Raw genomic sequence first — 21,256 nt, 5'->3', positions numbered from 1 at the left:
ACCAATGATGAACCTTGCCGAATACCGCCGCTCCGCTACACATCTTGCGGATTTCCTGCCATGGGCCGCACTGGTCGACGAAGGCATCGTCCTCAACAAGGACGGATCGTTTCAGAGGACCGCGCGCTTTCGCGGGCCCGATCTTGATTCCTCTGTTCCAGCAGAACTTGTTGCGGTTGCCGGCCGCCTCAATAACGCCTTGAGGCGCCTCGGATCCGGCTGGGCGGTGTTTGTTGAAGCGCAGAGGTATTCATCGAATGCCTATCCACCGAGCAGTTGTCCAGACGTGGCATCGGCCATGGTCGATGCCGAGCGCCGGGCGCAGTTCGAGGAAGAGGGAGCTCACTACGAGTCAGCCTATTTCCTCACCTTCCTGTATCTGCCGCCGGCCGAGGACGCGGCGCGCGCCGAGCGCCTCCTTTATGAGGGACCTGAGCGTGGGGAGGCTGCCGGCGCCCACCAGGTATTGCGCGGCTTTGTCGATCGGACCGACCGCGTGCTGCAACTGGTCGAAGGGTTTATGCCGGAGTGCCGATGGCTCGATGACGGCGAGACCCTGACGTACCTGCATGCTTGCGTCTCGACCAAGATACATCGCGTCCGCGTTCCCGAGATTCCCATGTATCTCGATGCGCTGTTGGCGGACGAGCCCCTGACGGGTGGGCTCGAGCCGATGCTGGGCGACCAACAACTGCGGGTGCTCACGATTGTTGGGTTCCCGACGGCAACCACGCCGGGGATTCTGGACGATCTCAATCGGCTTGCCTTCCCTTATCGTTGGTCGACCCGGGCGATCATGCTCGACAAGGCAGACGCAACGAAGCTCCTGACCAGGATCCGGCGGCAATGGTTCGCCAAACGGAAATCCGTTGCCGCAATCCTGAAGGAGGTGATGACCAACGAGACTTCGTCTCTCATCGATACCGACGCTAGCAACAAGGCTATCGACGCCGACGCTGCGTTGCAGGAGCTCGGCTCCGATCTGATCGGAGAGGGCTTTGTCACCGCCACGATCACAGTCTGGGACGAGAATCCGCGCATCGCGGACGAACGGTTGCGCTTGGTCGAGAAGGTCATTCAAGGACGCGACTTCACGTGCATGGTGGAGACCATCAATGCCGTCGATGCCTGGCTGGGCTCGTTGCCCGGCCACGTCTATGCCAACGTCCGCCAGCCGCCGGTCTCGACCCTTAACATCGCCCACATGATCCCGTTGTCCGCGGTTTGGGCAGGGCCGGCGAGAGACACTCATCTCGGCGCGCCGCCGCTGTTCTTCGCGCGGACGGAAGGATCCACACCGTTCCGCTTCTCCCTCCACGTCGGGGACGTTGGGCACACGCTGGTGGTCGGTCCGACCGGTGCCGGCAAGTCGGTGCTGCTGGCGCTGATGGCGCTGCAGTTCCGCCGGTATCCAAGCTCCCAGGTCTTTGCCTTCGACTTCGGCGGCTCGATCCGGGCCGCGGCGCTTGCCATGAAGGGCGATTGGCATGATCTCGGCGGCGCGCTGTCCGATAGCGCCTCCGAACCGGTCGCGCTGCAGCCGCTTGCCATGATCGACGATGCGGCCGAGCGCGGCTGGGCCGCGGGATGGATCGCAGCCATTCTCGCCCGCGAAAAGATCGACGTGACGCCTGAAGCCAAGGAGCATCTTTGGTCGGCGCTGTCTTCGCTGGCTTCTGCGCCCGCGGGCGAACGAACGCTGACCGGTTTGTCCGTGCTGCTGCAGTCCCAGGGCCTGAAAAGGGCTCTTCAACCCTACTGCCTCGGTGGCCCCTTTGGGTGGCTGCTCGATGCCGAAGCGGAGCAACTCGGTTCGGCTTCGGTCCAGGTGTTCGAGACTGAAGGCCTGATCGGCACCGGAGCCGCACCGGCCGTGCTCGCCTATCTCTTCCATCGGATCGAAGGCCATCTCGACGGAAGGCCGACGCTGCTCATCATCGATGAAGGTTGGCTTGCGCTCGATGACGCAGGGTTTGCGGGGCAGATCCGCGAATGGCTGAAGACATTGCGGAAGAAGAACGCTTCCGTCATCTTTGCCACCCAGTCGCTCTCGGATATCGACGGGTCCGCGATTGCGCCTGCGATTATCGAGAGCTGCCCGACTCGGCTGTTCCTGCCGAACGAGCGCGCGATCGAGCCGCAGATCTCGGCGATCTATCGGCGCTTCGGTCTCAACGACCGCCAGATCGAGATCCTCGCGCGCGCCACGCCCAAGCGCGACTACTACTGCCAGTCACGGCGCGGCAATCGCCTGTTCGAGCTGGGTCTAGAAGAATTCGCACTCGCCTTCACAGCAGCTTCATCAACGTCCGATCAGGCGATGATTGAGCGCGTGCTCGCCGAACACGGCCGTGATGATTTTGTCACCGGTTGGCTCGCCGCGCGCGGGTTAGGTTGGGCCGCCGATCTCATTCCTGGTCTCATCAAGCAGGAGGGCTTGTCATGAAGCGCCTCCCGTACCTCGCCGCCGCGAGCGCCATCACCATTGCCGTCGCATGCGCAGTTTCGCCCGCGTCGGCCCAACTGATCGTGTTCGATCCTAACAACTATGCGCAGAATGTGCTCACGGCTGCACGTGAGCTGCAGCAGATCAACAACCAGATCACCTCGCTGCAGAATCAGGCGCAGATGTTGATCAACCAGGCCAAACATCTCGCCAGCATGCCGTATTCCTCGTTGCAGCAGCTCGATCAATCGATTCAACGAACCCAGCTGCTTCTCGCCCAGGCCCAGCGCATTGCCTACGATATCAAGCAGATCGATCAAGCGTTCACGACGACCTATGCGCCGGCCTCGACGAACGAGTCAGATCAAGCCCTAATCTTGAATGCGCAAACGCGCTGGCAGAATTCTGTGGCGGGTTTGCAGGATGCCTTGCGCGTTCAGGCGACCGTGGTCGGTAATCTCGACACCCACCGCAAAGAGATGTCGGCTCTCGTCAGCTCAAGCCAGGGCGCGACCGGCGCGCTACAGGCCAGCCAGGCCGGCAATCAGCTCCTTGGTTTGCAGGCGCAACAGCTCGCCGACCTTACGGCAGCAGTTGCCGCGCAGGGGCGGGCGCAAAATCTCGAAACGGCCCAGCGTACCACCGCGCAGGATCAGGGCAGGGAGCAGCTTCGTCGCTTTCTCGCACCCGGTCGTGGCTATCAGCCTTCGAGAGTTCGGATGTTTCACCAATGAGCGGACGTGGTGGACTTAAGCGGGTGATGCTTGTGACGACAGCGGCTGCCGTCCCCATCCTTGTCGTAGCGTGCACAATCCAGCTCCGCGGCGACAGCGACGGTCCACCGGCTAGATCGTCGGCATCCCGGGCAGCCAGTCCGCTTGGCGGCGAACTCGAACGCTGCCGGAAGGTCACCTCCGAGCAGGTTGCAGAACTCCAGGAGTGCCGTCTGATTTGGGCGGAGAACCGCCGTCGCTTCCTTGGATCAAAGAAAACATCGGGCGTTACTTCCGCCGATGCTCAACCAGGCAGCCCGACACCCTCGTTGGCGCAGCCCAAGCATCCCGATCGTCTCCCCCAGGGCTGGCCGCCCGTTGCAACACCCGAACGCGAGTGATTCCATGGGTGGCACCGGCGTCATTGACCGATTTTTGGAAACTTTTACCCGCTATATCGACAGTGGCTTCGGGTTGCTTGGTAACGAAGTCGCGTTCCTCGCAACCACGCTTGCCGCGATCGATGTCACGCTGGCCGCTCTGTTCTGGGCCTGGGGCACCGACGAGGACATCATCGCTCGCCTCGTAAAGAAGACGATGTTTGTCGGCGTGTTCGCTTACCTGATAGGCAACTGGAACAATCTCGCCCGCATCGTTTTCGAGAGCTTTGCCGGTCTCGGCCTCAAGGCCTCTGGGACGGGACTAACCTCGGCTGAATTCCTGCGTCCGGGGCGGATCGCGCAGGTCGGTATCGATGCCGGGCGGCCCATTCTGGAATCGATCTCGGGCTTGATGGGCTATGTCAGCTTCTTTGAAAACTTCATTCAGATCGCCGTGCTGCTGTTCGCATGGGTGATCGTGCTGCTCGCCTTCTTCATCCTGGCGATCCAGCTCTTCGTCACCTTGATCGAGTTCAAGCTGACGACGCTTGCCGGCTTCATCCTGATTCCCTTCGGGCTATTCGGCAAGACGGCCTTCGCCGCCGAACGCGTGCTCGGCAACGTCATCTCGTCAGGCGTCAAAGTCATGGTTCTCGCTGTCATCGTCGGCATCGGCTCGACATTGTTCTCACAGTTCACCGCGGGCGCGAGCGGTGCGCAGATCGGCATTGAAGATGCCATGGCCCTCGTGCTCGCGGCATTAGCGCTGCTGGGTTTGGGAATCTTTGGGCCCGGTATCGCTAATGGCATCGTGTCCGGCGGTCCGCAGCTTGGCGCCGGAGCCGCCGCGGGCACGGGGTTAGCTGCCGGCGGGGTCGTGGTGGCCGGAGCGGGCGTCGCTGCCGGAAGCGCCGGTGCACTCGCCGGCGCGGCGCGCGGGACCGCGGCGCTAGCGGGTAGTGCGAGCGGGGCGTTCAGGACTGGTGGTTTGTCCGGCGTCGCGGATGCCGCCGCGTCCGCGATGACGAGCCCGCTTCGTCGCCCCGCGGCTGCAAGCGGCTCGGCTTCAACTGGTGGCACTGCAGCCGGTGAAGCCAGCTCAGCCCAGCCACCGGCAAGTTCCTCACCTCTGGACAGTCAGTCCAGTTGGGCCAGACGCATGAAGCGCATGCAGACCATGAGTCGTGGGGCGTCGGCCGCTACCAACGTCGTCCGCACTTCCGACCATGGTGGCGGGGGCGCCTCCGTCGATCTCTCCGAAGGAGGGAAGTGATGTTCAAACGACCATCCGTTCATTATGGCCGTACGCCCGCGCCCGTAACGCCCTATCAGAAAGCGGCGCAAGTATGGGACGAGCGCATCGGCTCGGCGCGGGTGCAGGCCAAAAACTGGCGACTTATAGCCTTCGGTTCTCTGATCCTATCGGCCGGACTCGCATCAGGTCTCGTCTGGCAATCCACACAGGGAAGCATTACGCCTTGGGTCATTGAGGTCGATCGTCTCGGCCAGACACAGGCGGTCGGCCCAGCCAATCCCTTCTATCAACCGACCGATCCGCAGATCGCCTATCATTTAGCTCGCTTCATTGAAAACGTCCGCGGGCTGTCGGCTGATGCCATCCTGCTGCGTCAGGACTGGCTGCGCGCCTACGACTTTACGACCGATCGCGGCGCTGTCGCCCTCAACGACCACGCCCGCGTCAACGATCCCTTTGCCAAGCTAGGCAAGCTGCAGATCGCAGTGGAAATATCTAGCGTCATCCGTGCCTCGCCGGAAAGCTTTCGGGTCGCCTGGATCGAGCGCCGCTACGACAGTGGGCAGCTTACCGCCACCGAGCGCTGGACCGCCATCCTCACCATCGTGATCGAAACTCCGCGCGATGCCGATCGTCTGCGCAAAAATCCTCTCGGGGTCTATGTCAACGCCATCAACTGGTCGAAGGAGCTTGGGCAGTGAATATGCAGATTCCTGGAGTCGCTAGCCCGAGTGTTCGCAAGGTCATGCACCCGCTTCTGTTTGCTTGCATGTTTGCACTCAGCGGCTGTGCCACCTCGAAACCGCCGCAGATCAGCTACGACGACGATATCCCGCCACTTCCCAGTCCGCCGTCGCTGGCGGAGGATCGTCCGCGGTTCCTTCACGTTCCGCCGTCCTGGACGCCTGCGAAGGGAGGCAAGAAGGGAAACGTTGAGGCAAAGGAGCCTATTGCGCGGATCGAGACCGCCAATGACGCTGCGCGCGTCGAGCCGCGTAGCGCCGGCTACTTCAATGCTGTGCAGGTCTTCCCTTTTAGTCCGGGCGCCCTCTATCAGATCTACGCGAGCCCCGGACAGATCACCGATATCGCACTCGAGCCCGGCGAGCAGCTCACGGGTTCGGGACCGGTATCGGCTGGCGACACCGTGCGCTGGGTCGTTGGCGACACCGAAAGCGGAAGCGGCGATACCAGACGTGTCCACATCATGGTCAAGCCGACGCGGCCTTCGATTGAGACCAACCTCGTGGTCAACACCGACCGGCGCACCTATCTCATCGAGCTGCGCTCGCGTGAAAAGCCTTACATGCCATCAGTCGCTTGGTATTATCCGGAGGACCGGCCCGGCCGTACCCGAGCTGTTTCCTCGACGCCAGTTCTTCCTGACTCTTCTCAGCGGCGCTATCGCTACACCGTCGAGGGCGACAATCCGCCTTGGCGGCCGGTCGGCGTCTATGACGATGGCCGCAAGGTCTATATCGAGTTCTCACCCGGCATCGTTCAGGGAGAAATGCCTCCGCTGTTTGTCATCGGTCCGGACGGCAATTCCGAGATCGTCAACTACCGAACCTATCGTAACGTGCTAATCGTCGATCGGCTGTTTGCCGCGGCCGAGCTGCGACTTGGTGGCGACTCTCAGCAAAAGGTCCGAATCATCAGAAGCGACGGGAGACCGTCGTGACCGATAACCAAACGACTGGCGCCGGTGGTCCTGGTTCTACCTCGCCGAAGAGTGCTGCGGAGATAGCCAGCTCACTGCGCCTGCGTCCAGAACCTCCGCCCGTGACTCGCCTGTCGCGTAAGGTATTGGCCGGGGGCACGGCACTCGCGCTCGTTCTCGTTTCCGGAGCCGTGCTGTGGGCCCTGCAGCAGAATCGCACGCGTGGTCCAGCTTCCGAAGAGCTGTACAGCACCGATCACCACAATGTGGCCGACGGCCTTGCCGGGCTGCCGCGCGACTATGCGGGCATTCCGCGCGACGTGCCGCGCCTCGGGCCGCCATTGCCGGGTGATCTCGGTCGCCCCATTGTTGCAGCCCAGGCCCAGTCCGGGCCGCTTGCGGTCGATCCCGAGCAACAGCGCATGAACCAGGAAAGCGAGGCCGCGCGCACCAGCAAAGTATTTGCGTCAACGAATGTTCAGCCACCGGCGGCAGCGACTCCTGCCGAGACGACCTCAAATGCCGCATCACCGTCCGATGAGGCGTTTGCCCAGAATGGTCAGGACCGCAAGCTCGCTTTTGTTAGCGCTGCCGTTGATCGGCGGACCACGAGCCCTGACCGTGTGGCGAAGCCAGCCTCGCGTTTTGTCGTCCAGGCAGGGTCTGTGATTTCGGCGGCCCTTATTACGGGCATCCGCTCCGATCTGCCCGGGCAGATCATGGCGCATGTGACTGAACCGCTATTTGATACGCTGTCCGGTCAAACTTTGTTGGTGCCCCAGGGTGCGCGGCTGATAGGGATCTACGATAGCCACGTTACACATGGACAGTCACGCGTGCTCCTGGTCTGGACACGCCTGATCATGCCGAACGGCCGATCGATCGTCCTTGAGCGCCAGCCGGGTGCCGATACCGCAGGCTATGCGGGGCTTCACGACGAGGTCGATCTTCACGGGGGCGAGATGTTCAAGGCTGCGTTGCTGTCGACTTTGCTTGGTGTAGGAGCCGAACTTGGTTCCGGCTTGGATGCTGGCAACGGAAACAGCGCCATTCTGCAGGCCCTTCGCCGTGGGGCAGGGGATTCCCTGAACCAGACCGGTCAGCAGATCGTTCGGCGCAATCTCAACATCCAGCCGACCCTGACAATTCGGCCGGGTTTTCCGGTCCGGGTAATCGTCAATCGCGACCTCGTGCTCGAACCATACAGAGGCTGAAAAAATGGCAAAGCTGAAGCTCGGCGCCATCGCCGATGACAAGCCGGTAAAGCTCAGCGTGGAACTGCCGGCCGATGTCCATCGCGACCTCGCGGCCTACACCGACATGCTTGCCCGCGAAACCGGGCAGTCGATCTCGGATCCCGCAAAGCTGGTCGCACCAATGCTGGCGCGATTCATGGTAACCGACCGAGCCTTTGCAAAGGCCCGCCGCAAGGGTCAGCCTGCGCAAGGCAAGGGATAGCGCTCGCTCAACAATTTGAGAAAGTTTGCCAGCGCCGGATTGTCATTGTCCTTGCGCCAGTGTGCTGAATAATGGACCTGACTCGGCCCCGTGCCGTCTCGTATCTCTCGATAAATCAGGCCCGCAAACGTGACGCCGATGTCGGACTCGGCCACCAAACTGACACCGAATCCTATGGATATGAGGGTCTTGATGATGCCTCTGCTAACGTCATGGCGTTCGATCTTGGGACGGTCTGCTGTCGAGATCAGCTTCGCCAACAAGAGATCCTCAAGTTCTCGTCCCGGGTCATAATGGCTGAGAAGGACCGTCTCATTCCGCAGGTCGGTCCAGTAGATCGCCTTCTTCCCAGCCAGTTGATGTCCCTCAGGCAAGGCCACTAGGACGCGCTCGCTCCACAGCGGCAAGGCGTTGCTGTCAAAGACGTGTCCTCCGTCGGTCGCGATGACAACGTCGATTGCACCATTGCGTAAGGCGGCGACGAGGCGCATCCGCGACCTTTCGACCATGCCAAGTGCGACCTGTGGGCACCGCTGCCTGAAATCCACCAACGTCGCCCGTAAATTGCCGGCCGACAGCGACGTATAGAATCCCACAGACAGCCGCCCAGCCTCGCCGCGTCCGTTAGACTTGGCTGACGTAACCAGCGCATCCATTTGTTCGAGTATCGACCGCGCCGTTCGGAGAAAATCCCGGCCAGCCGACGTGGCGCAGACGCCGCCGCTCGATCGCTCGAACACAATCACGCCTATTGATTCCTCGAGTTCCCGGATGCAGCGGCTCAGAGTTGACTGCTGCGTCAACAACGCTTCTGCAGCCCGCCGGAAGCTTCCATACTCCGCGGAAACAACCGCATATCGGAGGTGTTGAAGGGGGATCGTTGCAGATTGATTGCGGAGCGATAAATATCTGTGGTCTTGTTCGTCGGCCATTCGCGACCATGGTGCTCTGAAAATGCAGGAGCATCGATAAGATATTTGGAATCGGGTGATTTCATCGACAGGTTGTGTTTTTTATTGGGCCGATCCGTGCCCTGCCGTCGGCGTCCGGCAATGGCGTTGACCGCCCGCCTATCTGCTCGGCGTTCCTCTGATCCGTTCGCGGAAGTCGGCGTAACCCGTTGCTTCGCTTTCTGCGTCTTCGTCGTCCGGCTACGTCGCTCTCTCTGCCATGACGGAACGCTGCCGCACCTCCATCGGCTTGCTCCTTCGGGCCTGGACCGATGCCGCGGCAGGATGACGAAGTCCGTTTTGCGGCAGTCTCCATTGCGCCAGCCCGGCAACCGTTGACGGCGCCCTCCGAGACCTGCGGTGCGATCGAGATTGAGTTCGCGGCCGGGGCTCGGATGCGGGTCACGGGCGCGGTTGACACGGTGACGCTGACCGCAGTTGTGGCTGCGCTGATGGACGGCCACGATGATCCCGTTGCCGGCCGGCGTGCGGGTATGGCTCGCGACCGGCTATACCGACATGCGCAAGGGCTTTTGGTCGCTGGCATTGCAGGTTCAGGGGATCTTGCATCGCGACCCGCTGGGCCCCTGTTTTGCTTCCGCGGTCGTCGTGGCAATCTGCTGAAGGTGCGCTTCTTTCTTCTCCCGGTCTCGCGTTTCGGCGCTGCGAACTGGCTCGGGTTAATGGGGATCAGCTGGGTGTTCGTTTCCTCCAAAACCAGGCGTCAAAGGGAGGACGCCGCCGAGATTCGACAATTACGTAGCAAGCACCATTCTGTGCGTTTGAGACCGCGAGTTAGAAACATGTTCCTACAATGGCTGCGATTTGCTCCTAGCGTGAGTTGGATCGGACCTGGAGAATTACCCGGCGCTCCACGGATGGCTGAGCATACTGATGTCGCAACGCATATCGCTAACTCCTCAATTTTACCGGTTAGCAGCTCAGGAAATCGGCACCCCCGTATTTTTGCGGGGTGGTGATAGCCATCCGGCCTTCCGAGAAGATATTCTTGCGGCTCGAGGATACACGCTATGACAGCCAGCCTATTGTTCGTCGCATGCGGTGTGGAGCGACATGCCATCGCAATCGAGCCTGTAACCGCAAGATATGAAATTCGGTCTCACGAATGTCCTAAGTGCAAGACGGTGGTGAGATTAGTGAAAGCTCGTGGGACAACTACCGGAAAGCGTAAACCGGCAAAGACGCGAGGCACTAGAACGTTAAAGCCGAAGGATTGGTCAGAGGAAGAGATCAGTCAGTTCATCGAAATGATTGGTCAGAGGATCAAGCTAGGAGAAATAGCAAGAGCCCTGGGACGTCATGTTGGCTCAGCGCGAACGAAAGCACGCGCGTTAGGGCTGATTATCGACATTCGCGCTCAGCTTTATCGCACTGTCGGGCTTCGCCGCACTCGGCGCGGTGGTTCTCAACCTCAGCGCCGGTTTCTCCTTACAGGTGGTCGGAACACTGATGGCCGCGTTCTCCATCGGCGGCCTGGTAGGTTCGGGCTTGAGCGGTTTTCTGCTCGATAGCTTCGGCCCGCGGATCGGCCTCTGGTTCTGGTATGGAGCCTGTACGGCGAGCTGGCTGACCCTCGGTTTTACCGTTGGCACGGGCATGGGCATCGGCATGATTGCGACCATGGCGTTCGCCGGCGCGGCGATGACGGGTGCACAAAGCGCATTGAATTCCTATGTGCCGACCGTCTATCCGACGAAGGTCCGCGCCACCGGCGTCGGCTGGGCATTCGGTATCGGGCGAATGGTTTCAATCGCTTCGCCCCTGTTGTTTTCGGGCTTCGTCGCGGCTCCCGGCAAGCAGGGTTGTTTTTCCTGTCGCTGGCGGTCCCCACGCTACTGGTGATGATTTGCGTGCCGTTTTTAACAAGGCCGCCGTCGCAATCGGAGGGCTACAAAGTCTAGCACCGGTACGACTTGCTGCGCGGGCGACCACCTGCAGCGCATTAGGGCCGTGTGGTGGTCCGATCAAGCTCCGACATGACCCAATCGGCAAACGCCCGAACCGCGCGGCGCTGCCGGTTGGCGCGGGGAAACACGAGATGATGGCCGACATAGCGGACATCGACCGCGCGACCGGCGAGTGGAGCGACCAATATGCCGGACGCGATTTCGCGCTCGGCAAGTCGCGTTGATTCCAGCGTAACGCCGAGACCACTCGAGGCCATGGCAATCGCCAGGAAACTGCGATCAAAACGCATGCCGTGAATCGCCGGTGACTCCAACCCGTTCGCGGCGAACCACTGATGCCACTGGACCCGCTTGACCTCCGAGCGAATGAGCACCTGGCCGGCCAGGTCCTTCGGCTTACGGATTCGTTTTGCAATCGTCGGCGTACAAAGGGGTGTAACCGTTTCCTCGCCGAGCGGGATGATTTCGAGGGCCTCGCTCCTGGGCTCCCCATAGACGATATCGAGATCGAAATCGTCGTTACTGAACCGGGCATATTCGGTGCTGGCGGCCAACCGGACTTCCAGCTTGGGCTCGGCAGCGAGGAATTGGGCGAGACGCGGCGCCAGCCATTGCGCCGCGAAGCTGGGCGCGCAATGTACCCGAAGCAGTTGCGGCCCACGGCCGGCGACTTCCTCGATTCCGCGCCGCAGATTGTCGAATGCGGCGCCGGCGTGCCGCATCAGGTTCTGCCCGGCTGGCGTCAGCCGGATCGATCGGGCGCTGCGCTCGAACAGCGTGGTGCTCATCGTGCTTTCCAGCTTGCGGATCGCGTGACTGACGGCGCTCGGCGTCAAATGGAGTTCGCTCGCCGCATCGCGGAACGAGCCGGTGCGTGCGGCCGCCTCGAAGGCGCGGATCGCCGAAATCGGGATGCTGGAAAGCAACATTCCATAAGTGAACCAGATTCATCTATCGGCGACAACTGCGCGTTTGTCGGAATGTCGATCCGGACGTAGTCAGATCGTCAAGAAAACAGTGCCGATCGACGGTGCTTTGCGGGGTCGATTCAGGGAGGAAGGCATGCTGCTGAGCGGCAAGACGGCTGTCATTTCGGGTGCGGCATCACCGCGCGGGATTGGACTCGCGACTGCCAGGCGTTTTGCAGCGGAAGGGGCCCGGGTCGCGATCCTCGACATTGACGGCGCCGCGGCGGAAGCCGCCGCGAAAAGCCTGGACTCGGGTTCCGGCGGACCTCACCTCGGTCTCGCATGTGACGTTACCGACCAGAAGTCCTGTATGAAGGCCATCGAGTCCGCGGTCGTCGCCTTCGGCCAGATCGACATCCTGATCAACAATGCCGGCATCACCCAGCCGGTGAAACTCCTCGAAATCACGCCGGCGGACTGGGATCGCATTCAGGACGTCAATCTCAAGGGCGTGCTCTTTCTCTCCCAGGCGGTGATTCCGCACATGCGCAGGCGCAAGAGCGGTTCGATTGCCTGCATGTCGTCGGTCTCGGCGCAGCGGGGCGGCGGCATCTTCGGCGGCCCGCATTATTCCGCGGCCAAGGCCGGTGTGCTGGGCCTTGCCAAGGCGATGGCCCGCGAGTTCGGAGCCGACGGTATCCGCGTCAATTGCGTCACGCCCGGCCTGATCGGAACCGACATCACCGCCGGCAAGCTCACCGACGAGATGAGGGCGAAGATACTCGAGGGCATTCCGCTCGGCCGCCTCGGCGAAGCCAGCGATGTAGCGGGAATCTACACGTTCCTCGCGTCTGATCTGTCTGCCTACGTCACGGGGGCGGTGATCGACGTCAACGGCGGCATGCTCATTCACTGAACGGCTGAGAAGGGAGGTCGTCATGGGAACGGCTGGAACGATTGCCAACGCGCCGACGCTGGCGCAACGCGCCCATAATGTCCGTCGCAATGCACTGCGGATGGGCGAAGTACAGGGACAGGGCTACATTGCCCAGGCGCTGGACATCGCCGATGTTCTGACTGCCGCCTATTTCCATGCGATGCGTTACCGTCCGGAAGATCCATCCTGGGAGGGACGGGACCGGTTCCTGCTCTCGAACGGCCACTACGCCATCGCGCTCTACGCAGCGCTGCTCGAGGCCGGAATACTGCCGGAAGCAGAACTCGAGACTTACGGCTTCGACGAAAGCCGACTGCCCATGTCGGGTATGGCAGCCTATACGCCAGGCATGGAGATGTCGGGTGGATCCCTAGGCCTTGGACTTGGCATCGCTGTCGGAAGAGCTCTCGGTCTGAAACGTAAGGGCTCCGAGGCCAGAGTCTACACGCTGTTTTCCGATGGCGAGCTCGATGAGGGTTCCGTCTGGGAGGCGATCATGTCGGCCAGCCACTTCAAGTTGGACAACCTGATCGCCATCGTCGACGTCAACAACCAGCAGGCCGACGGCCCTTCGACGCAGATGATGGCTTTCGAGCCCCTGGTCGACAAGCTCCAGGCCTTCGGCTGGTTCGTTCAGCGGATCGACGGCAATGATCTCGAAGCCGTTGTGGCGGCATTCGATGCCGCCAAGGATCATACAGAACCTAGGCCCCGGATAATCATCGCCGACACGCTGATGGGCAAAGGCGTTCCGTTCCTGGAGCAGCGTGAGAAAAATCACTTCATCCGCGTTGAGCCGCACGAATGGCAGCTCGCGCTCAAAGCGCTCGATGATGGGAGGCCAGCATGAAGCCCGCGACCGAGACGCCTTCAGGCAAGCCCCGCCTCACGACTTCGGCAATGATCGCGTCGATCGCGGCCGAAGGACAAAGGACTAGGCCGGCGCCATTCGGGCGCGCGCTCGTCGAGCTCGCCCGCAACCGCGCCGACGTAGTCGGCATGACGGCCGATCTTGGCAAGTATACCGACCTTCACATCTTCGCCAAGGCGTTCCCCGACAGATACTATCAGATGGGAATGGCCGAGCAGCTTCTGTTCGGCGCCGCCTCGGGGCTGGCCGCCGAAGGCTTCACGCCGTTCGCCACCACCTACGCCGTGTTTGCGGCCCGCCGCGCTTACGATTTCATTCATCAAACGATCGCGGAGGAAGACCGCAACGTGAAGATCGTTTGCGCTCTGCCGGGCCTGACCTCCGGCTATGGCCCGAGCCATCAGGCGGCCGAGGATCTCGCGCTTTTCCGCGCCATGCCGAACATGACCGTGATCGACCCCTGCGACGCGCACGAGATCGAGCAACTGGTGCCGGCCATCGCCGCCCATCAAGGCCCGGTCTATGTGCGGCTGCTGCGCGGCCAGGTGCCGGTGGTGCTTGACGAGTACGGCTACAACTTCGAACTTGGCAAGGCATCGCTGATCCGGGACGGCAGGGATGTCCTTATCATCTCTACCGGCATCATGACCATGCGTGCGCTCGACGCCGCGAAGGAGCTCGCGGGCGACCGCGTGGACGCCGCCGTGCTGCACGTTCCGACCATCAAGCCGCTCGATGCCGAGACGATCCTGCGCGAAGCGGGACGCTCAGGGCGCCTGGTCGTCGTTGCCGAAAACCACACCGTGATCGGCGGCCTCGGCGAGGCAGTCGCCGGGTTACTGATGCGCTCCGGCGTTCATTCGACCTTTCGACAGATTGGCCTGCCCGACGAATTTCTAGCCGCGGGCGCACTGCCTACGCTGCACGACCGCTACGGAATTTCCACCGCGGAAGTCTCACGGCAGATCAAGCAATGGCTCGGGCGCTAGGGCTCTAGCCGCAGCCCCACAACAGACTTCGGCAATCATCGCTCCGCAGCGCCGCTGTGGGGAATGACGGCTGCCGCCCATTGCCGGCCTTCGAGCGCCGGCCAAGAAGAATTTGACGGACACAACCGTTGCCACCGCCCCGTCGGGCCCGAATCACAGGGAGGAATCGATGACCACGCGCAAGCCGATGACAATGAGCCGCCGGACCCTGATCACGAGCGCGGCCGCCGTGCCGTTCTGCGGTATCCTCAGCCGCCGCGCCTCCGCCGCGGAGTTCACCTACAAGCTCGCGACCGGGCAGGACCCGACGCACCCTGTCAACATGCGCGCCAAAGAGGCGACGGATCGCATCCGCGAGGCGAGCGGCGGACGGCTCGAGATCAACCTCTTCCCGGCAAACCAGCTTGGATCGGACACCGACCTGCTGACCCAGGTCAGGAACGGCGGGGTCGAGTTCTTCAACCTCTCTTCGCTGATCCTTGCAACGCTGGTCCCGGCCGCAGGAATTGTGAACCTGGGTTTCCTGTTCACCAGCTATGACGCCGTTTGGAAAGCGATGGACGGCGATCTCGGCGCCTACATCCGCGCGCAGATCGCGAAGACGCCGATCATGACCGTTTCGAAGGCGTGGGATAATGGCTTTCGTCATGTCACGTCATCGGGGCGCGAGATCAAAACCCCCGATGATCTGAAGGGATTCAAGCTTCGGGTGCCGGCGGCGCCGAATCTCACGTCGCTCTTCCAGGCCCTTGGAGCCGGCCCGGCGCCGATCAATTTCAACGAGGTCTATTCCGCGCTGCAGACCAAGGTCGTCGATGGACAGGAGAATCCGCTGCCGATCATCGCGACGGCGCGTCTCTATGAGGTGCAAAAGACGTGCAGTTTGACCGGCCACGTCTGGGACAACTACTGGATCCTCGGCAACAAGCGCGCCTTCGAGAAACTGCCGAAGGATCTGCAGGAAATCGTCACCCGCGAATTCGATCGCTCGGCAAATGACGAGCGTGCCGACATCGCCAGGCTGAGCGAATCGCTCCGTTCCGATCTGACGGCCAAAGGCATGCAGTTCCTGGAGGTCGATCGAGCCGCCTTCCGGCAGGCGCTCGGCAAGACCAGCTTCTATGCCGACTGGAAGGCCAAGTTCGGAAATGAGGCTTGGACGCAACTCGAGCAAGCCGCCGGAAAGCTGGTGTGAGCGCCATGGCACATGCATCTACTACGGAGCATGAGGCTGCGATGAAGCAGCCCCTGTCAGGATGGCGTGGTGGCACTGCACGTCTGACCCGCGCGCTCGAGCCGGCGATTGCCATTCCAGCCGCGCTGTTGGTCGTCGCGGAGATCGTCGTCCTCCTGCTCGGCATCGTCGCCCGTTACGTCTTTCACGCACCGATCGTGTGGACGGACGAACTTGCCGGCATCCTGTTCCTTTGGCTCGCGATGCTCGGTTCGGTCATCGCGTTCCAGCGTGGCGAGCACATGAGGATGACCGCGATCGTTGGCATGCTCGCTCCCGGCACACGGGCGTTTCTCGACGTCGTCGCGATCGCCGCCTCGCTGGCGTTCCTGCTTCTCGTCATCCATCCCGCCTACGACTTCGCCGTGGACGAGGTGTATATCAGGACGCCGGCGCTCGACATCGTCAATTCCTGGCGCGCGGCGGCGCTGCCGGTCGGAATTGGACTGATGCTGATCGTCGCGTTGCTGCGTCTGGCTGTCATCGCCGATATGCGTAAAGTGTTGACGGCCATCGCCCTCGTCGGCGCTCTCGTTGCCGTCCTTGCGTTTCTGGCGCCCGTGCTGAAGCCCTTGGGCAATTTAAACCTGCTCATATTCTTTGTATTCCTGGTCGGCGCCATGGTGTTTGTGGCGGTTCCCATTGCCTTTGCGTTCGGCCTCGCCACGGTCGGCTATCTCACCTTGACCACCAGCACGCCGAGCGTTGTCGTTATCGGGCGGATGGACGAAGGCATGAGCCATCTGATTCTGCTGGCGGTGCCTCTGTTCGTCTTCCTCGGGCTGCTTATTGAGATGACCGGTATGGCCCGGGCAATGGTGAGCTTCCTTGCAAGCCTGCTCGGGCACGTCCGCGGCGGCCTGCAATACGTGCTGGTGGGCGCCATGTATCTGGTCTCCGGCATCTCGGGCTCGAAGGCTGCCGACATGGCCGCCGTTGCTCCCGTGCTGTTTCCTGAAATGAAGGCGCGCGGCGCCAAACCCGGCGACCTCGTGGCGCTACTTTCCGCGACCGGCGCGCAGACTGAAACGATCCCGCCGTCGCTGGTGCTGATCACGATCGGCTCGGTCACGGGCGTGTCGATCGCCGCATTGTTCACGGGCGGCCTGCTGCCGGGCATTGTGCTCGCGGTCATGCTTTGTGCCGTCGTCTGGTGGCGCTACCGGCGCGAGGACCTGTCGCACGTCAAACGGGCGACCGGCCGCGAGATTGGGCGCGCTTTTGTCATCGCTATTCCCGCCGTTGCGCTGCCCTTCGTGATCCGTGCGGCTGTGGTCGAGGGGGTGGCGACCGCGACCGAAGTGTCTACCATCGGCATCGTCTATTCGATGCTGGCGGGACTGCTGATCTACCGGCAGTTTTCCTGGCGGCGCCTCTATCCAATGCTGGTTGAAACCGCGTCCCTTTCAGGCGCGATCCTTCTCATCATCGGCGCGGCCACCGGCATGGCCTGGGCGCTCACGCAGTCCGGCTTCTCGGCATCGCTCGCCAAGACAATGACGGCGCTTCCGGGCGGCGTACCGATGTTCCTTGCGGTGACCATCGTTGCCTTCGTCATCCTCGGCAGCGTGCTCGAGGGTATTCCAGCCATCGTGCTGTTCGGACCGCTGCTGTTTCCGATTGCCCGGCAGGTCGGCGTGCACGAGGTGCACTATGCCATGGTGGTCGTGCTTGCGATGGGTATCGGGCTGTTCGCGCCGCCCTTCGGGGTAGGCTACTACGCAGCATGCGCGATCAGCCGTATCAATCCTGATGAAGGCATGAAGCCGATTGCCGCCTACATGATCGCGCTGCTGATCGGCACGATCATCGTTGCCGTCGTGCCGTGGATTTCGATCGGCTTCCTTTAGTCTTGATCGTCGTTGTCTCGCAACGAGTAAAGCTTGCCGTTCCACGCTGGCATCTGCACAGCCAGCGTGGTGAGGGCGGCTCAACTGCATTGCTGTGCTTCCCACCGGGTCACTTTATGCCCCCGCCATGGGCATCAAGCCCAGCAAAAACCTCGGCGGCTGCTTCCAAGGCGCCGAAGCTTGCAGGGAGTCCCGCGCAAAGACCGACCTGGATCAAAACTTCCAGTATATCCATACGGGTGGCGCCGGCTTCAAGGGCGGCAGGAATGCGCATCCGCACGCTTGCGATCCCGGCCGTACCCAATGCGCCGCAAGAGGCGAGCAAGACCAGTTCGCGGGTCTTCAGGTCCAGCCCGGACCGGTTTGACGAATTGCCAAAATCCGTCTCGATGAGCCGGCGTGCGAAGCCGGGTACGATTGCATCCAGTGAATTGACGAACCAGATCGGAGGCTCTCCCATGATTGGGTCGGGTCCGTTGCCGATAGTGCGGGATCGATCGGTCGTTTGGTTGGACATCCTAATCCTGCTCGCTGGTATGAGCCCGTTGGCCGACTTGATAGTCGGGAGGCAGTCCGCTTGGCTCCAAGGTGCCGCTCACGTCTTGTACAGATTGTAGAGACTGGACTCGAAGGTAGCTTCGGCAACCCTGAACCAGGTCACGATATCTTCCCGAAACTTGAGCCATTCGCTGTAGATCTTGCGGAATTCAGGATTCTTCTCCGCTTCCTCGGCGTAGAGTGCGAATGCCGCACGATATCCACCTTCCATGATTTCGCGCGAGAACGGCCTGAGTTCAGTACCGCCTGCGATCAATCGGCGCAGCGGCGCCATGTTGCTGGCGTCATAGTGCGCGAGCATGTCCCAGGAGGCTTCTGCGGCTGCGACTTCAAACGCACGTTGGTAGTGCGGCGGCAGCGCGGACCATGCCTTGGCGCCCACATAAAAGGCGAGCTGACCCGTGCAATCCCACCAGCCCGGATAGTAGTAATATTTGGCGACCTTGTTGAATCCGAGCTTTTCATCGTCGTAGGGTCCAACCCATTCGACGGCGTCGATGGTACCCCTTTCGAGCGCGGGGTACGTGTCGCCACCGGCTATGTTCTGCGGAACCACTCCCAGTCTGGCGACCACATCGCCGGCAATTCCAGGGATGCGCATCTTGAGGCCCTTCAGATCGCCGAGCGTATTGACCTCGCGGCGAAACCAACCGCCCATCTGAACGCCGGTACTTCCGCCGGGAAAGTTCACGATGCCGTAAGCCTTGAAGAACTCCCTGAAGAGTTCGAGGCCGCCGCCGCGGTACATCCACGACAAATGTTGTCGCGGCGTCATTCCAAACGGCAGGCCGGTGTCGATGGCGAACGCCCGATTTTTGCCGCTGTAGTAGATTGAAGCCGTGTGTCCCATCTCGACAGTCTCGTTCTGCACGGCATCGAGAACCTGCAGGCCAGGTACGAGTTCGCCGGGACCGAAGACCTGGATTTGAAAGCCGCCTTCAGTGATCTCGGCGACTTGTTTCGCGAGACGAACGGCGATGCCATGGATGGTATCGAGATTCTTGGGATAGCTTGACGCAAGGCGCCAGCGGATCGTGGCCCTTTGCGCCCGAGCGACGGAAGGCGCGACGAGCGGCAAAAGGCCAAGCGCTGCGCCTCCAACGATAGTGCGACGAGTTTTCATGATTTCCACCCGGAGTTTTTGAGTTATGCAGTGCCTCTTGCGGGCAAGCCAGTACGGTCTTCTCCGCTATGCGCGTCTACTTGCGCTTCTAGAGTCTCCGCTCCATCACCGCATCGAAATTGGTTACGGGTGGAAAGGCCTCCTTGTCGATCACGACGTCGATGATGAAAGGATCGGAAGCTTTCATGGCCATGGTCAAAGCTGTCGCGAACTCTTCGCGATTGCTTACGCGCGCGCCCCGTGCGCCCAGCGCGACACCTGCCGCGGCAAAATCGACCCGTCCGAAATCGTTCGCTTCCGCAACCACATTTCCGTTCCAGCGATACTTCTGCTCATGGTATTCGAACGCCAGTGCGCTGTTATTCATGACGATGATAACGACCGGAAGCTTGTATCGGACTGCAGTCTCGATGTCGGACAAATGATAGCCGGCTCCGCCGTCGCCGGTGATGCAGATGACCTTTTCCTTGCGTGCCATCTGAACGCCGAGCGAGGCGGGCAGGGCCCAGCCCAGCGATCCGACTGCGCGGAAAAATGAATCATAGCGGGTGATCGGATACAGCACCCCGGTCCAGGCCGCCATGTACCCGGTGTCTGCAACGAGTGTGATTTCCTTGGAGTAGCGGGAGAGCTCGTCGAGGACCGAGAGCGGTGACAGGGCTGCGTTGCCTGAAACGGCAGCGAGTTGTTCGCGGTGACGTGCAGTCCATTCGCCGGCATCCGTGCGACAGCGCTTGAGCCAGTCGGGCGCGGCCTTCACGTTCTTCTGCTTCGCGAGGGCGACGAGATCGGTGAGGAAAACCTTGATGTCGGCGCAAATGCCGAGGCTGGGTGCGTAGGTATTGATGAGCGCTAACGGGTCGTGATCTATCTGGATCACCGTCGCGCGACGATTGGGGAGCGTGTAGCCGTTGGTTGCGAGGCCACCTAATCGCGTACCGAGCGCCAGGACGCAGTCGGCTTCCGCCACAAGGCCATTGGCTGTCACAGACGAGTAGCGGCCGACGATGCCGCTGAAATTCGGATGTGAAGCAAGAATGGCGGGTTTGCCGCCCGCGGTCGCCACGATTGGGATGCCCGCGAGATCCGACAGCAGTGCGAGTTCGGTCCACGCGCCCGCCAGCCTCACGCCTTCTCCCACGAACAGGACAGGACGCTCGGCATTGCTGAGGAACTCCAGCGCAGAAGCAAGATCGGTCTCCAGTGGGGTAGCCTTGCTGACCGCAGTCGGAGTACGTCGTCCAGACGCGTTCGATGTTTGCGCCGCGCCAGGCATTGCGAAGAAGTTCTTGGGAACGTCGAGGTGGGTCGGCCCGCACGTCGGCGTGGCAGCAATCTGGAGCGCCTGGGATACAAGACTACCGGCCGTTTCGGGGGTAGCAACTGCACCGTTCCATTTCGTCACTGGTCCAAAGATGATGTGCTGATTGAGATCCTGGTACTCGTTCATGTGCACCGCTTGTGTCGCGGTCGCGCCAGTCAAGGCGAAGACCGGCGACTGCGCCCAGACCGAGTCCGCCAGCGCAGCAGCGATGTTGGCTGCACCCGGCCCCGCTTGCCCATAGGCGGGGGCAACGCGGCCGCTCGCACGGGCGTAGCCGTCGGCCATGTAGACCGCGCTGGCTTCGCTGCGTGCGACGACCATTCGTAACCCTGCATCGCGAAGAGCGATCCACAAGGGCTGGTCGCCACCGGTCAGGAGAAAGAAATTTTCGACCGCCGCATCCTTCAATGCGGTCGCTATGTCGGTTGCCACGTTCTGCGTCATTCTGCTTTCCCCACGAAAATTTGGCGTCAATTCGCCCATAAATGCTGTATGATCATAATATTGTACAGCGTAATTTTTCGAGTATGACTGCAGGCGCCGCTTTTGCTGCAGCGCCCACAGAAACTGCTGCTTCGCCAAAATGAAGCGCTCCCCAAAAGAAGCGCTTGACGTCGCCAAAAAATAAATAATACCGTAATATGATAGATAATATTTTTGCAAGCCCGCGGG

The 21,256-nt window shown here is 61.5% G+C and carries 19 protein-coding genes and 1 pseudogene; 15 read left to right on the top strand and 5 right to left on the bottom strand.

All coding sequences use genetic code 11. The features are described 5' to 3' along the window. Window positions 1-4 precede the first annotated feature (4 nt). From trbE to IVB05_RS27445, 7 genes are all read left to right on the top strand, one after another. Window positions 5-2,446, top strand: a complete 2,442-nt coding sequence (gene trbE / locus IVB05_RS27475; RefSeq protein ID WP_247779093.1) for a conjugal transfer protein TrbE — start codon at window positions 5-7, stop codon at window positions 2,444-2,446. Further along, window positions 2,443-3,180, top strand: a complete 738-nt coding sequence (trbJ, locus tag IVB05_RS27470; RefSeq protein ID WP_247786675.1) for a P-type conjugative transfer protein TrbJ — start codon at window positions 2,443-2,445, stop codon at window positions 3,178-3,180. Before trbE ends, trbJ begins: the two co-directional genes overlap by 4 nt. A gap of 384 nt (window positions 3,181-3,564) precedes the next feature. After that, window positions 3,565-4,812: a P-type conjugative transfer protein TrbL gene (gene trbL / locus IVB05_RS27465; RefSeq protein ID WP_247779092.1), complete on the top strand. Its 1,248-nt coding sequence runs from the start codon at window positions 3,565-3,567 to the stop codon at window positions 4,810-4,812. Then, complete coding sequence (gene trbF / locus IVB05_RS27460) at window positions 4,812-5,495, top strand: conjugal transfer protein TrbF (protein ID WP_247779091.1); 684 nt, start codon at window positions 4,812-4,814, stop codon at window positions 5,493-5,495. Before trbL ends, trbF begins: the two co-directional genes overlap by 1 nt. A 68-nt stretch (window positions 5,496-5,563) precedes the next feature. Then, on the top strand, window positions 5,564-6,475 hold the full coding sequence (gene trbG, locus IVB05_RS27455; RefSeq protein ID WP_346771785.1) for a P-type conjugative transfer protein TrbG: 912 nt from the start codon (window positions 5,564-5,566) through the stop codon (window positions 6,473-6,475). Window positions 6,476-6,537: 62 nt separating this feature from the next. Next, window positions 6,538-7,668: a TrbI/VirB10 family protein gene (locus IVB05_RS27450; RefSeq protein WP_247786677.1), complete on the top strand. Its 1,131-nt coding sequence runs from the start codon at window positions 6,538-6,540 to the stop codon at window positions 7,666-7,668. 4 nt (window positions 7,669-7,672) lie between these two features. Beyond that, the gene (locus IVB05_RS27445) at window positions 7,673-7,912 is read left to right on the top strand and encodes a DUF2274 domain-containing protein (RefSeq protein WP_247779090.1); all 240 of its coding nucleotides are present in this window, start codon (window positions 7,673-7,675) and stop codon (window positions 7,910-7,912) included. On the opposite strand, the gene IVB05_RS27440 is transcribed toward IVB05_RS27445, so the two are convergent. Continuing rightward, entirely contained in the window at window positions 7,888-8,844 is a 957-nt protein-coding gene (locus tag IVB05_RS27440) for a LysR family transcriptional regulator (RefSeq protein ID WP_247779089.1), read from the bottom strand. The genes IVB05_RS27445 and IVB05_RS27440 overlap by 25 nt on opposite strands. Before the next feature lie 483 nt (window positions 8,845-9,327). Between IVB05_RS27440 and tnpB the strand changes: the two genes are divergently transcribed. The 3 genes and pseudogenes from tnpB to IVB05_RS27425 all read left to right on the top strand — a co-directional run bounded on the left by tnpB (window position 9,328) and on the right by IVB05_RS27425 (window position 10,725). Next, a complete protein-coding gene (gene tnpB, locus IVB05_RS27435) occupies window positions 9,328-9,486 on the top strand; it encodes an IS66 family insertion sequence element accessory protein TnpB (RefSeq protein ID WP_346771784.1) in 159 nt (52 codons plus the stop codon). Between the two features lie 7 nt (window positions 9,487-9,493). Beyond that, window positions 9,494-9,625: pseudogene (locus tag IVB05_RS27430) on the top strand (PilZ domain-containing protein); the annotation flags it as partial. A 623-nt stretch (window positions 9,626-10,248) separates the two neighbouring features. After that, complete coding sequence (locus IVB05_RS27425; RefSeq protein WP_346771885.1) at window positions 10,249-10,725, top strand: MFS transporter; 477 nt, start codon at window positions 10,249-10,251, stop codon at window positions 10,723-10,725. Between the two features lie 100 nt (window positions 10,726-10,825). Here IVB05_RS27425 and IVB05_RS27420 read toward each other — a convergent pair whose 3' ends face one another. Next, window positions 10,826-11,716 carry a LysR substrate-binding domain-containing protein gene (locus IVB05_RS27420; protein WP_247786969.1) on the bottom strand — a complete coding sequence of 297 codons (891 nt, stop codon included), beginning with the start codon at window positions 11,714-11,716 and terminating at the stop codon, window positions 10,826-10,828. 136 nt (window positions 11,717-11,852) lie between these two features. Here IVB05_RS27420 and IVB05_RS27415 point away from each other — a divergent pair, with 136 nt between their 5' ends. The 5 genes from IVB05_RS27415 to IVB05_RS27395 all read left to right on the top strand — a co-directional run bounded on the left by IVB05_RS27415 (window position 11,853) and on the right by IVB05_RS27395 (window position 17,579). Next, window positions 11,853-12,614 (top strand): glucose 1-dehydrogenase, encoded by a 762-nt coding sequence (locus IVB05_RS27415; RefSeq protein WP_247779087.1) that lies wholly within the window; start codon window positions 11,853-11,855, stop codon window positions 12,612-12,614. Between the two features lie 22 nt (window positions 12,615-12,636). After that, window positions 12,637-13,485: a transketolase gene (locus IVB05_RS27410; protein ID WP_247779086.1), complete on the top strand. Its 849-nt coding sequence runs from the start codon at window positions 12,637-12,639 to the stop codon at window positions 13,483-13,485. Next, the gene (locus IVB05_RS27405) at window positions 13,482-14,495 is read left to right on the top strand and encodes a transketolase family protein (protein WP_247779085.1); all 1,014 of its coding nucleotides are present in this window, start codon (window positions 13,482-13,484) and stop codon (window positions 14,493-14,495) included. Before IVB05_RS27410 ends, IVB05_RS27405 begins: the two co-directional genes overlap by 4 nt. A 169-nt stretch (window positions 14,496-14,664) precedes the next feature. Further along, complete coding sequence (locus tag IVB05_RS27400; RefSeq protein WP_247779084.1) at window positions 14,665-15,690, top strand: TRAP transporter substrate-binding protein; 1,026 nt, start codon at window positions 14,665-14,667, stop codon at window positions 15,688-15,690. Window positions 15,691-15,731: 41 nt separating this feature from the next. Continuing rightward, complete coding sequence (locus tag IVB05_RS27395; protein ID WP_247779083.1) at window positions 15,732-17,579, top strand: TRAP transporter large permease subunit; 1,848 nt, start codon at window positions 15,732-15,734, stop codon at window positions 17,577-17,579. Between the two features lie 109 nt (window positions 17,580-17,688). Here the strand turns inward: IVB05_RS27395 and IVB05_RS27390 are convergent, their stop codons facing one another. From IVB05_RS27390 to IVB05_RS27380, 3 genes are all read right to left on the bottom strand, one after another. Beyond that, the gene (locus tag IVB05_RS27390) at window positions 17,689-18,096 is read right to left on the bottom strand and encodes a carboxymuconolactone decarboxylase family protein (protein ID WP_247779082.1); all 408 of its coding nucleotides are present in this window, start codon (window positions 18,094-18,096) and stop codon (window positions 17,689-17,691) included. Between the two features lie 78 nt (window positions 18,097-18,174). Further along, window positions 18,175-19,260 (bottom strand): TRAP transporter substrate-binding protein, encoded by a 1,086-nt coding sequence (locus IVB05_RS27385; protein ID WP_247779081.1) that lies wholly within the window; start codon window positions 19,258-19,260, stop codon window positions 18,175-18,177. Window positions 19,261-19,348: 88 nt separating this feature from the next. Then, window positions 19,349-21,247, bottom strand: a complete 1,899-nt coding sequence (locus IVB05_RS27380; RefSeq protein ID WP_247779080.1) for a thiamine pyrophosphate-binding protein — start codon at window positions 21,245-21,247, stop codon at window positions 19,349-19,351. Between the last annotated feature and the right edge of the window lie 9 nt (window positions 21,248-21,256).

Source organism: Bradyrhizobium sp. 170 (assembly GCF_023101085.1).
In the GTDB taxonomy this organism is placed as follows: Bacteria; Pseudomonadota; Alphaproteobacteria; order Rhizobiales; family Xanthobacteraceae; genus Bradyrhizobium.
This window is presented reverse-complemented; position numbering and strand designations above follow the sequence as displayed.

Coding starts and splice junctions, on each gene's coding strand:
- trbE (WP_247779093.1), top strand. CDS start 5: ATGATGAACCTTGCCGAATACCGCCGCTCCGCTACACATCTTGCGGAT.
- trbJ (WP_247786675.1), top strand. CDS start 2,443: ATGAAGCGCCTCCCGTACCTCGCCGCCGCGAGCGCCATCACCATTGCC.
- trbL (WP_247779092.1), top strand. CDS start 3,565: ATGGGTGGCACCGGCGTCATTGACCGATTTTTGGAAACTTTTACCCGC.
- trbF (WP_247779091.1), top strand. CDS start 4,812: ATGTTCAAACGACCATCCGTTCATTATGGCCGTACGCCCGCGCCCGTA.
- trbG (WP_346771785.1), top strand. CDS start 5,564: ATGTTTGCACTCAGCGGCTGTGCCACCTCGAAACCGCCGCAGATCAGC.
- IVB05_RS27445 (WP_247779090.1), top strand. CDS start 7,673: ATGGCAAAGCTGAAGCTCGGCGCCATCGCCGATGACAAGCCGGTAAAG.
- IVB05_RS27440 (WP_247779089.1), bottom strand. CDS start 8,844: ATGGCCGACGAACAAGACCACAGATATTTATCGCTCCGCAATCAATCT.
- tnpB (WP_346771784.1), top strand. CDS start 9,328: ATGATCCCGTTGCCGGCCGGCGTGCGGGTATGGCTCGCGACCGGCTAT.
- IVB05_RS27415 (WP_247779087.1), top strand. CDS start 11,853: ATGCTGCTGAGCGGCAAGACGGCTGTCATTTCGGGTGCGGCATCACCG.
- IVB05_RS27410 (WP_247779086.1), top strand. CDS start 12,637: ATGGGAACGGCTGGAACGATTGCCAACGCGCCGACGCTGGCGCAACGC.
- IVB05_RS27405 (WP_247779085.1), top strand. CDS start 13,482: ATGAAGCCCGCGACCGAGACGCCTTCAGGCAAGCCCCGCCTCACGACT.
- IVB05_RS27400 (WP_247779084.1), top strand. CDS start 14,665: ATGACCACGCGCAAGCCGATGACAATGAGCCGCCGGACCCTGATCACG.
- IVB05_RS27395 (WP_247779083.1), top strand. CDS start 15,732: ATGAAGCAGCCCCTGTCAGGATGGCGTGGTGGCACTGCACGTCTGACC.
- IVB05_RS27390 (WP_247779082.1), bottom strand. CDS start 18,096: ATGTCCAACCAAACGACCGATCGATCCCGCACTATCGGCAACGGACCC.
- IVB05_RS27385 (WP_247779081.1), bottom strand. CDS start 19,260: ATGAAAACTCGTCGCACTATCGTTGGAGGCGCAGCGCTTGGCCTTTTG.